This is a genomic window from Methanoculleus sp., assembly GCF_035363275.1.
Taxonomy (GTDB): domain Archaea; phylum Halobacteriota; class Methanomicrobia; order Methanomicrobiales; family Methanoculleaceae; genus Methanoculleus.
In genome coordinates this window covers 1-10,766 of record NZ_DAOSET010000068.1, presented here as the reverse complement: position 1 = coordinate 10,766, position 10,766 = coordinate 1, and the positions used below count along the sequence as shown (strand labels likewise).

The 10,766-nt window shown below is 59.1% G+C and carries 8 protein-coding genes and 1 pseudogene; 6 read left to right on the top strand and 3 right to left on the bottom strand.

Going from position 1 to position 10,766, the window contains the following annotated elements; genetic code table 11:
• The 3 genes and pseudogenes from PLN84_RS11610 to PLN84_RS11600 form a co-directional block, all read left to right on the top strand.
• Positions 1 to 1,556 (top strand): annotated as a pseudogene (locus tag PLN84_RS11610) (hypothetical protein); the annotation flags it as partial.
• A 306-nt stretch (positions 1,557 to 1,862) separates the two neighbouring features.
• On the top strand, positions 1,863 to 2,888 hold the full coding sequence (locus tag PLN84_RS11605) for a type II toxin-antitoxin system antitoxin SocA domain-containing protein (RefSeq protein WP_348532091.1): 1,026 nt from the start codon (positions 1,863 to 1,865) through the stop codon (positions 2,886 to 2,888).
• A gap of 295 nt (positions 2,889 to 3,183) precedes the next feature.
• On the top strand, positions 3,184 to 3,549 hold the full coding sequence (locus tag PLN84_RS11600) for a hypothetical protein (protein ID WP_292385895.1): 366 nt from the start codon (positions 3,184 to 3,186) through the stop codon (positions 3,547 to 3,549).
• Between the two features lie 415 nt (positions 3,550 to 3,964).
• Here PLN84_RS11600 and rhuM read toward each other — a convergent pair whose 3' ends face one another.
• The 3 genes from rhuM to PLN84_RS11585 form a co-directional block, all read right to left on the bottom strand.
• A complete protein-coding gene (gene rhuM / locus PLN84_RS11595; protein WP_300033279.1) occupies positions 3,965 to 4,525 on the bottom strand; it encodes a RhuM family protein in 561 nt (186 codons plus the stop codon).
• Positions 4,416 to 4,820, bottom strand: coding sequence for a hypothetical protein (locus PLN84_RS11590; protein ID WP_292385957.1), 405 nt, complete (start codon positions 4,818 to 4,820; stop codon positions 4,416 to 4,418). Before PLN84_RS11590 ends, rhuM begins: the two co-directional genes overlap by 110 nt.
• Before the next feature lie 466 nt (positions 4,821 to 5,286).
• Positions 5,287 to 5,736 carry an EVE domain-containing protein gene (locus PLN84_RS11585; RefSeq protein ID WP_292385897.1) on the bottom strand — a complete coding sequence of 150 codons (450 nt, stop codon included), beginning with the start codon at positions 5,734 to 5,736 and terminating at the stop codon, positions 5,287 to 5,289.
• 274 nt (positions 5,737 to 6,010) lie between these two features.
• On the opposite strand from PLN84_RS11585, the gene PLN84_RS11580 reads away from it, so the two are divergent.
• From PLN84_RS11580 to PLN84_RS11570, 3 genes are all read left to right on the top strand, one after another.
• Complete coding sequence (locus PLN84_RS11580) at positions 6,011 to 8,455, top strand: type I restriction-modification system subunit M (RefSeq protein ID WP_292385899.1); 2,445 nt, start codon at positions 6,011 to 6,013, stop codon at positions 8,453 to 8,455.
• On the top strand, positions 8,452 to 9,573 hold the full coding sequence (locus tag PLN84_RS11575; protein ID WP_292385900.1) for a PDDEXK nuclease domain-containing protein: 1,122 nt from the start codon (positions 8,452 to 8,454) through the stop codon (positions 9,571 to 9,573). The genes PLN84_RS11580 and PLN84_RS11575 overlap by 4 nt, the downstream gene beginning before the upstream one ends.
• Positions 9,570 to 10,766: restriction endonuclease subunit S (locus tag PLN84_RS11570; protein WP_348532090.1), on the top strand; the 1,197-nt coding region annotated here is incomplete at its 3' end. The genes PLN84_RS11575 and PLN84_RS11570, both read left to right, overlap by 4 nt.

Sequence of the window (10,766 nt, the reverse complement as noted above, 5' to 3'; positions counted from 1 at the left end):
GCCACGCCTGCACCACCATGCTCCAGCAGGTCCCGGAGGAGTACCGCCTCGCCGGCACGGTCTCGGATAAGGCCCTCTACTACAACGGCAGCCTGCAACCCGGGACCGTCTTCCTCTTTGATGATGTCTCGCTCTCTGATGACCTGCAGGAAGTTCTCAAGGCCGCAACCGCGAACTTCCGGGTGAGCATCGAGCACCAGACGGTGACCACCGACCGGAAACTCCAGATCTGCCGCATCCCGGAGCGGTGCGTCTGGTGGCTCGCGAAGGTCGAGGACGCCGGGGACGACCAGGTGGCGAACCGGATGCTCACGGTCTGGATCGATGACTCCCTCGAACAGGACGAGCGGGTGCTCCGGTACATGAAGGAGCGGGAGGTGAGGGAGGACGGCGGCGACGGCGAGGACCCCGATCTCGTGATCTGCCGGGAGATCTGGCAGATCCTCAAGGGGATTCGCACGCACGTCTCTATCCCGTATGCCCGGAGCGTGCAGTTCTCAGCGACCACGAACCGTCGCAACCCGGGTATCCTCTTTGACCTGATCAAGGCCTCCGCCCTCATCCACCGCTTCCAGAGAGAGGCGTATGATGGAGGCATCAGGGCAAACCTGGACGACTTCACGGCGGCGGCCCGGGTCTATGCGGCGATCAACGGCGAGACCGGGGGGCAGGAGACGAAGACGACGAAGAACGAGGCCGCAGCGCTCGCGACGGTGGCGACGATGGGCTGGGAGCAGTTCACGATCAAGATGCTCCAGGAGGCGCTCGGGCTCTCCTACCACCAGACCTATCGTATCCTCCACGGCTATACGAGCCGGGGGACGGCCTACTCCGGTCTCCTTGAGAAATGCCCGGCGGTCAGTTTCTTCGATACGATGGTCACCGAGGATGTGGAAGGATACGCGATGCGGCGGCGGGAGCACCTCTTCTCCTTCGACTGCGCTGTCTACCGGCGCTGGGCCCATGGCGGCGGGGTCTGGCTGGATGGGGACCGGGATGGTGGTCCCGATAACCCGGGGGGGCCACCAGACTTGAGCGGGAGCACTGGCGGTTTCGACATTGCAGCAGGGTTACCGCAGGATTCCAGCACCGGGTGCAACGATCAAGCGGCTCAAAACGACGTTGAATTGGCCGATCTTTGTACCGATAGAGAGAGGCGTCTCCCTTTCAGTACTGAAGTACAGCAGAACATACCCACAGTCCCCGGTACCGGCTCCGTGGTGAGTGCGTCTGCGGGTGCGTGTGAAACCCACAATGCCGGAACCGGTCCCGGGATACCGGTATCACGGGGCGGAAACATCAATCAGACGCCATTCAGTCGCCCTCCGGCTGGCATCGCCGGCTGTACTACGCTGAAAAGAGATGCAAGGCGAGGGCCCATGCCGCAAGAGCCCCTATCGGGGGTCCTCGATCACCGGGAGTTTCTCCGGGTGAAGGTCGAGCTCGGCCGGTGCGATCTCTGCGATACGGGAAAGGCGGTCTACCGCTCGCGGGAGGCGCAGACGAGCCTCTGCGAGGTGCGACGGTTCGCAGAACCGGAGCATGAGCACCGTTAGGTGCGAGGGGTGTTATGCCCGGCTGGTGCGGGAGGGGAACGCGAGGGAGGGGGTGCGGTGAACGACTGGCGGGAGCGTAGCGAGCGGCAGGAGTTCGAGCACCGCCAGGTGCGAGCAACGACGCGTGCCCCGCCAGGGTCCGGCGGTTGTGCTCGGGATGACCGGAGCACGTTCTCTTACCGTCCCGGCTGCCAATCGCGCCTTAATCCCTGCGTTCAGAAAGGGTTATCTTTTAGTACCGGTAATACGCACACATACAGATTTGTTTCCCGATTATAGCGGTAGTCTCAAGTTCGAGGTGATGGGATGCGGAAGCAGAAGTTGATCAATGCGTTGCTATACGCGGTGGAGCAGAACGGTCGCATCGGCCGGACGAAGCTCCTGAAGTTCATCTTCTTTGTGGACCTCATCTACTACAACCAGCGAGGGACAACGCTCTGCGGGACGACTTACATCCGCATGCCGAAAGGACCTGCGGAGGCTGCGGCGTTCCAATTAACGTCGGAATCGAACGCATATTTTGAAGTGCAGGTCCCAACAGCAAATACGCATACGGAAAGAAGAGATCCGGGCGGTTTTTCCCGAAGAAATACCTACGAGTCGTACGAATACAGACCCAGGAGCAAGGCAGTTCTCACCATCTTTACACCTTACGAGCGAGTCCTCCTCTGGTCGGTGCTCCAGTGGATGAAGTTTAAAAAAACGGATCTCATCAGTGACATTACCCACTATTTCCGTCTCTGGAAGGAGCTTTCAGATGGAGAAGATATCCCTCTCGAGTACTTCCAGTTGAACCGCCGCGAGAGAATGTATCTGGAACAGTCCGGCCTGCATGCCGACGGCTTTGAGCGCACGTTCTGCACAGGCATCCTCCCTCTCTCAACAGAGGTTAGCAATGCGCTCCACCCCCTGAATGCGGAGCGGATTGCCACCGTCGAGGAGGTCCTGGACAGCTTCATCGCGGCGTATCCCCTGCCCGCCCTTGAGATCTTCTACGACGCATACCTGGCGTGGGACGACGCCTACCGCTCGACGCTCCGCCACAACCCTTCGCACGCCCCCGCACTTGCGACCGAAGGCTGCGATGCCCTCTGCTTCGTCTCGCATATCGTCGCGACGGATATGATCCCGGGTGTGTATCGCGAGGAGCAGTTGCAGGAGTTCTGCGACACCGCGGAGCGGCGCTTCAACGCCGAGCGGGACGCGATCACCCGCGATAATCCGCCCTCGCCCCCACCGGATTCCGACGGCGAGGTCTCGGCTCTCGTCGATATGGCAATGCGCATCTCCCGCGATCTCGCGTGCAGCGAGTCGCCGGCAGGGAGGAGGTAACCTGCCCTATTTCCTCGACAGTAACGTTCTCATCGGCTACTATTTTCACGTCGCCGACACCTGGGGAACTGAGGCCACGGACGTCTTCGAGGATCCGGAGCCGAACCATTCGAGCACAGGGGTCTGGGCCGAGTGTTTCGGGGACGGGACGGGAGGCCGGTGCCACACCATCCAGCAGAATCTCGTCCGCGAGTTCCGGCGGGCGGTTGCGCACTTAAAAAGGGACGGTTCGGCAGATACCCTCCTCGCCGAGGCCGAAAGCCGGGGGTGGAAGACCGTCCCGCTTCTCCGGCGTGTGGCCGAACTCTGTCGCGAGCAGCCGGCAGCGGCCCACAAGACGCTCCTCGCGGTGAAGGAGTGGTATGAGGAACTCTGCCGGCGGCGGCGCTGTGTCCTCGACGACCGGAAGGCGCTGGCCATCCACGCACGAACGGAGCCCTACCGCGAGATCTGGGACCGGTTCAGTGCGGTCATCGACGACTACGACGACTGCGAGGTGCTCCTCGACGCCCACGACGTCGCCGCGGCGATCGACGGCACGGTGCTCTATACCGGGGACTACCGTCACATCATCGCCAACCGGGAACTCATTCTTTCGGAAACCAGCCTCCACGATGTCCGGTATCTGGGAGACCGGACGGGCGGGCGGCCGCCGGCGTGAAGGAACCGTCGACGGTGTTTCATATCTCCGGGGAATAAGGCCTGAAGAAACAGTGAGCATCCTCGCTGTTGAAGAGTAGATTGCCCATCCATGGCACCCCGAAAGGGGAACATGTGAGTAAGATTTGACATCCAGATCTGCGTAACGTCTGGAGACACGAGGCATACGATTTCACCATCCGGCTGAGGAGAACATCGATGCCCTTGTTCTATCGCTCGGCAACGTTTACCGGAAACTGAATGCGGGTGATTTCATGGGCCGGGATCAAGTACCCATCAAGTACGGAAAAGCCGGCAGATATCTGGATATATGCAGATCGCCAGCAATATCGCTGACGTTAATTTCCGGAAGCGGGCACTCAGAATACAACCCATCAAGTATTCCTCCCGTCTGGTGCCGCCCACCACGGGATATTTTATTTCAGGTCTCCAGTAGTCTCATTGTTTTTGTTATCCCGTTCCTCTCCTTCGGGCGGGGCGGCCTCCTTTAGCATCCGGTCGAAATCGCTCTCAAAAAGTCTGTCCTGAACAACCCGGTACTTCTCAAATTCACTCTCTGCGAACTCCTTTGCCATCTCTTTTGTGACCTTTCCACGGTCTTCGAGCAGTTTGCGATCATCGAACTCAAGGAACCGGTCAAGGCGTTTTGCCCAATCCTCCATAGTCATCGGGATCTTTCTTCTGGCACGCTCTTCAGCAAGGTCAAGCCAGGCGTTGACGATTCTTCCGAGTGATTCAAGTTCTGTTGCGTTCAGATAGTTTTTCGCGACCGATACGTCGGTTTTGAGTATCTTCCCGTCAGGGGCTTTTTCCCAGGTGCTAAGGCCCATATGCTTCTTTCTGCTGTCGGCACGTGCCATTATCAGTTCAGCCGCAGTATTCCCATGTATCGCAAAATGTAATTTGTTCTGAACGTTTGCGAAAAACTCGCGTGTTGTTGGTGCATTCCTGTTGTAGTCGAGGCTTGTAGCGTATATGTCCGTGGTTGTAGTAGTCAAGAGTCCGTGAAACTTCACGATCACCCTCGATTTGAACTGTTAGATATTTTCTAATAGTTGCATCACGGGTCAACTCGCCGCTTTCGTAGATGTTTTTCAGGTGTACGTTTATTGTCGGAACCGTCACATCGAAGAGCGCCGCCATCATCTTCTGGCTTAACCAGATGGTTTCGTCCTCATACCTGACCTCGATTGAGTCTTCACCGGCGGCCGAGGTAAATAGCAAAAATTCAACCGTGCTGTTTCGTATCAGTTTCTTTTCATCTCCGCTCATAGTTCCACCCCTGTTCGTACGATATTGTGGAGATCCTGCCGAACGCCGGGCTTTCTCTTCTGTGATCCCCGGATCTTCTATGGCGGTTCATGATGCACTCCTCGTTCATATCCGTCAGGAGAAACGCCTTCTCCTACCGGCCCGGCCGCCACCGGAGGGGGATGGCTATTCGAAGCCGGGACGATCTGCTCAAAGTCGAGCTCCGAACATCTGGATATACTACTTGACACTCTCCCCGGGCTAAAGCCCGGGAGATTCCGGGTTCGTTGACCGGGACGTGCATCGCCAGGGCCGGCGGTGGAGCGGTCCCGATCTCCGCAAGCGTGAGCCGGGTGTGCCCCACCCGGCTCTACAGGCATATTGGGCTCTTCTGGGCATAAAGAATAGCCGTGTGGGGTGAAAGTGAACGGATCTGGGGGTGCATTCATCCCCGGCCTGAAGGCCGGGGTCTTCACTCGAGCATGGTTCAGGCCTCCACTCCTGCCCGCCTGAGGATGAGCCGGTAGTCCTCCTCGGGGATCTCGCGCATGGCGATCCTGAGGTGGCCGCTCCACATCGTCTTGTTCGTGATGAATCTGAGATCCCCGATCAGTGGCTTGAACTCAAGGGGTTCGGGGAAGACCGCGATCGGTCGGACCTTCATGCGGTAGGGGAAGACCTCGTCGCCCATCTGCGGCGGGGTGACAAAGATGGGCGCCTGGTCCTCGTAGGGCTCAGAGATGACTTCGTAGGCTCCGGTTATCGCGGAGGGGAGGAGCGTGTCGCCCTCTTTCTCCTGCCGGACGTATACGAGGATGGTGTCGCCGGGCTTCACCCGCTGCATGAGGGTTTTGTTTCGTTTGGGCACTCCCCAGATCTGCTTCGCATCGAGGATCCTGGCGTTGTCGCGGTTAGAGGAGGCGATCCAGTGGGTCATACATTGGCAATGTACTCCGTGTTCGGAAAAAGGTGCCGAGAGCACTCGTGGCGGAGACGCCGGCCCGGGTAGGCCAACGGGAACGGAGGGTCGCATCCTGTTTGCGCCGACGTATCGGGACTGCCCGGTGCAAAACATTAACATCCATCAGTCCGAATTGAATCTAACCCGGGTTGCGGCAAATTCAAGAGATCCGCATACCCTGAAGTCAGATTATTCAAAATCTGTGGAAGAATGACCGGACAAAAAACCGAATACATAAGGGAGGAAAACCATGGCAATCAAAAAATCCGAACTCTATCGTTCGCTCTGGAGTAGTTGCGATGAACTCCGTGGGGGCATGGATGCTTCACAATACAAGGATTACATACTCACGCTGCTCTTCGTAAAATACGTCTCCGATAAGTACGCGGGGAAGGAGGACGCGATCATCGAGGTGCCTGAAGGAGGAAGCTTCGCCGATATGGTGAGGCTGAAGGGCGACAAGGAGATCGGGGATAAGGTCAACAAGATTATCGGCAGGCTCGCAGAGGCGAACGGGCTCAAGGGGGTCATCGACCAGGCTGATTTCAACGATGAGGCGAAGCTCGGGAGCGGGAAAGAGATGCAGGACCGCCTCTCCAAACTGGTGGCGATCTTCGACGGCCTGGACCTCCGGGCAAACCGCGCCGAGGGCGACGATCTGCTCGGTGATGCCTACGAGTACCTGATGCGGCATTTCGCCACCGAGTCGGGCAAGAGCAAAGGGCAGTTCTACACCCCGGCCGAGGTCTCGCGGGTCATCGCCCGTGTGGTCGGCATCGGTCCTGATACCCGCCAGGACCAGACCCTCTACGACCCTGCCTGCGGGTCGGGGTCCCTCCTCCTCAAGGCGAGTGACGAAGCCCCGCGGGGAATCACGATCTACGGCCAGGAGATGGATAACGCCACCTGGGCGCTGTCGCGGATGAATATGATCCTCCACGGCCATCCGGGGGCGGAGATCTGGCGCGGCAATACCCTTGCCGACCCGCACTTCAAGAACCCCGACGGGAGCCTGAAGAAGTTCGACTTCGCGGTCGCAAATCCTCCCTTCTCCTCCAAAGCCTGGACGAACGGGCTCGACCCGGAGAACGACGAGTTCAAACGCTTTGAGTATGGCGTCCCGCCGGCGAAGAACGGCGATTATGCGTTTCTCCTCCACCTGATCACGTCGCTCAAGAGCACCGGGAAGGGCGCGATCATCCTCCCGCACGGGGTGCTCTTCCGCGGCAATAAGGAGGCCGATATCCGCCGGAACCTCGTCCGGCATGGGCTAATCAAGGGCATCATCGGCCTGCCCCCGAACCTCTTCTACGGGACGGGTATCCCGGCCTGCATCATCGTCGTCGACAAGGAGAACGCCTCTTCCCGGACGGGGATCTTCATGATCGACGCCTCGCGAGGGTTTGAGAAGGACGGGAACAAGAACCGACTCCGGTCGCAGGATATCCGCAAGATCGTGGACGTCTTCAACAACCGGATCGAGGTGCCCCGCTACTCCCGCATGGTCCCCATCGCGGAGATTGCGAGCAGTGCGAACGATTACAACCTGAACATCCCGCGCTACATCGATTCGAGCGAGCCCGAGGACCTCCACGACCTGGACGCCCACTTAAGCGGCGGCATCCCGGGCCGGGACGTCGACGCCCTGGAGCGCTACTGGTCGGTCTTCCCGACGCTGCGGGATGCGTTGTTCCGGTCGAACGGTCGGCCCGGGTACCTGGAGCCGAAGGTCGAGCCGGCGCAGGTGAAGGCGACCATCCTCGCCCACGCGGAGTTTGCGGCCTACGCGGCCCGGGTCGCCGCCGTCTTTGACGAGTGGCGGGCGGCGCACGAGCCGCGTCTTTGGGCGCTCGATGCCGGCGCAAAACCGCGGGAGGTCGTCCGTGCGCTCTCGGAGGATATGGTCGTGCGGTTCGCCGGCCTGCCACTGCTGGATAAGCACGACGCCTACCAGTGCCTGATGGATTACTGGGCCGGGGGGATGCAGGACGACGTCGATCTCGTCGCCGCCGAGGGGTGGGTCGCAGGGGCGAAGCCCCGCGGGATCATCGAGGATAAGGAGAAGAAGATCAAGGAGACGCCGGATCTGGTCATCGGTCGGCGGAAGTATAAGATGGACCTGATCCCGCCGGCCCTGATCGTCAGCCGCTACTTCGCCGCTGAGCAGGCGGCCATCGACGACCTCGCTGCCCGGCAGGAGACCGCCGCCCGCGAACTCGAGGAGTTCGTCGAGGAGCATACCGGGGAGGAGGGGCTGCTCGAGGACGCGGTAAACGAGAAGGGGAACGTCACCAGAAAGGCAGTGAACGACCGGTTGAAGGAGATCGGCAGGAGTCCGGAGTTTGCCGAGGAGCGCGACGCCCTCACGCGGGTCATGGCGCTGATCGAGGCCGAGTCCCGGGCCGGCAAAGCGGTGAAGGAGGCACGGGCGGCGCTCGACGAGCGGGTGCTGGCCCGCTACACGACCCTCACAGTGGACGAGATCAGGACGCTGGTGGTGGAGGATAAGTGGTTTGCTTCGATCCGGGCTGCCGTCGAGGGTGAGGTGCAGCGGCTGACGCAGCGGCTCGCCGGCCGGGTGAAGGAACTCGACGAGCGGTATGCCCGCCCGCTGCCGGAGCTGGAGCGTGAGGTGGAGGCGTTCGGCAAGAAGGTCGAGGAGCACCTGAAGAGGATGGGGTTGGAGTGGGGATGAGAGATGGAGCGGACGTTACGCCAGACAATTTTGCCGGCCTGCTCGTCGACGTGAAGGAGCGGATCCTCTCGGCACGGACCAGGGCGGTTCTGGCGGTCAACGCCGAGCTCGTCCGGCTCTACTGGGAGGTTGGTCGGATCATTCACGAGCGGCAGCGTTCGGAGGGATGGGGGGCTGCGGTCATCCCTCGCCTCTCTTCGGCGCTGAAGAACGAGCTGCCGGAGGTGAAGGGCTTTTCGGAGCGGAACATCAAGCGGATGCTCGCCTTCTACCGCGAGTACCCGGAGCTCGGCGGGGGTGGAATTGTGCCACCACCTGTGGCACAAACGGCGGGGCGATCATCTATGCCGGAAACGGGGGCGCACATTCCGCGAGAGGTGTTCTGGGCGGTTCCCTGGGCTCATCAAATTATCCTGATGGAGAAGGTCAAGCACCTCCCGACCCGGTTCTGGTATATGGAGCAGACCCTCGCGCACGGCTGGAGCAGAAACGTGCTTGCCATACAGGTTGAGACAGAGGCCCACGCACGGCAGGGAAAGGCGGTCACGAATTTCAGCGCACTCCTGCCTTCTCCGCAGTCGGATCTCGCACAGCAGGCTCTGAAAGACCCGTATATCTTCGACTTTCTCACGCTCGACGAGCCATTCCACGAGCGCGAGCTCGAAACTTCGCTCATCTGCCATCTCGAGAAGTTTCTGCTCGAACTGGGGCAGGGCTTTGCATTCGTCGGGCGGCAGTATCGTCTGGATGTCGGGGGAGAGGATTTCTACATCGACCTGCTGTTCTACCACCTGCGGCTACGGGCGTTTATCGTGATCGATCTGAAGCGGGGGAGGTTCAGGCCGGAGTATGCGGGGAAGTTGAACTTTTACTGCAACGTGGTGAACGACCTGCTCCGTCACCCGGACGACCAGCCGACGATCGGCCTGATCCTCTGCCAGAGCAAGGATAACCTGCTCGCCGAGTACAGCATATCGGGTATCGACAAGCCCATCGGGATATCGACCTACGAGTTGACCCGTGCCCTCCCGACTCATCTCAAATCCGCTCTGCCGACGGTCGAGGAGATCGAGCGTGAACTGGCAGAGGTGCAGCACCAGGAGGAGGAAGGAGAATGACCGACCGGCAGGCAGGGGTGGAGGAAGTGCCGCCGGGGTATAAGCGGACGGAAGTGGGAATGATACCGGAGGATTGGTCAGTATCACTCCTTGATTCGATTGCGGTACGTGGTAGTGGCCATACTCCAGATAAGAAGCATCCAGAGTACTGGGACGGATCTATACCATGGATCTCTTTAGCCGATTCACCAAAGCTTGATAATGGTTACATTTACGAGACAACTTCGACGATTACCCCTGCCGGAATCCAAAACTCTTCTGCTGTAATTCATCCCCCCGAAACAGTTGTATTAACCCGCGATGCAGGTGTCGGCAAGAGCGCTATTATGGGTCAAGCGATGGCTGTGAGCCAACACTTTATGGCTTGGAGATGTGGCCCAAATATTAATAATCACTTCCTCTACTACTGGCTTCAATCTAAAAAGGGCGAATTTGAACGCATTGCAATCGGAAACACGATCAAAACCATCGGTCTCCCATATTTCAAGAATCTGAAAATACCTCTCCCTCACATCCACGAGCAATACACCATCGCCACCGCCCTCTCCGATGTGGACGGGCTCATCAGGGCGCTGGACGCGCTTATCGAGAAGAAGCGGGCCATCAAGCAGGCCGCCATGCAGCAGCTCCTCACCGGGAAGATGAGGCTGCCGGGGTTCACCGGGAAATGGGAGACGAAGCGACTGGGAGACACTATCACTTTCCTACCAACAGCCAATAATCCTAGAGCAGACCTGAATGACGATGGAGGGATACAGTACATCCACTATGGCGACGTCCATGCACAAACAAAGCCCGTCCTAGATTGTACTGTGTGTGTGCTGCCTTACATTGATCGAGGAAAAATAGGAAATGCCACCTATCTGGAAGATGGCGACCTCATTATGGTCGACGCATCTGAAGATCTTGAAGGAACAGGCAAGAGCGTCGAGGTTCAGGGTATATCGGGGAAAAATGTAATTGCCGGCCTTCACACCATTTTGTGTCGGGGTAATCCCGAGCAATGGGCTAGGGGGTTTAAGGCGTATCTACAATTTATCCCTGCGTTTAAGTTAGCCCTTACCCGTATCGCCACGGGTATTTCGGTATATGCTATTTCAAAGAATCACATTGCAGAACTCGAACTTGCACTTCCACCAGTTCCCGAGCAGGGCGCCATAGTCTCAATCCTCTCCGACATGGACGCCGGGATC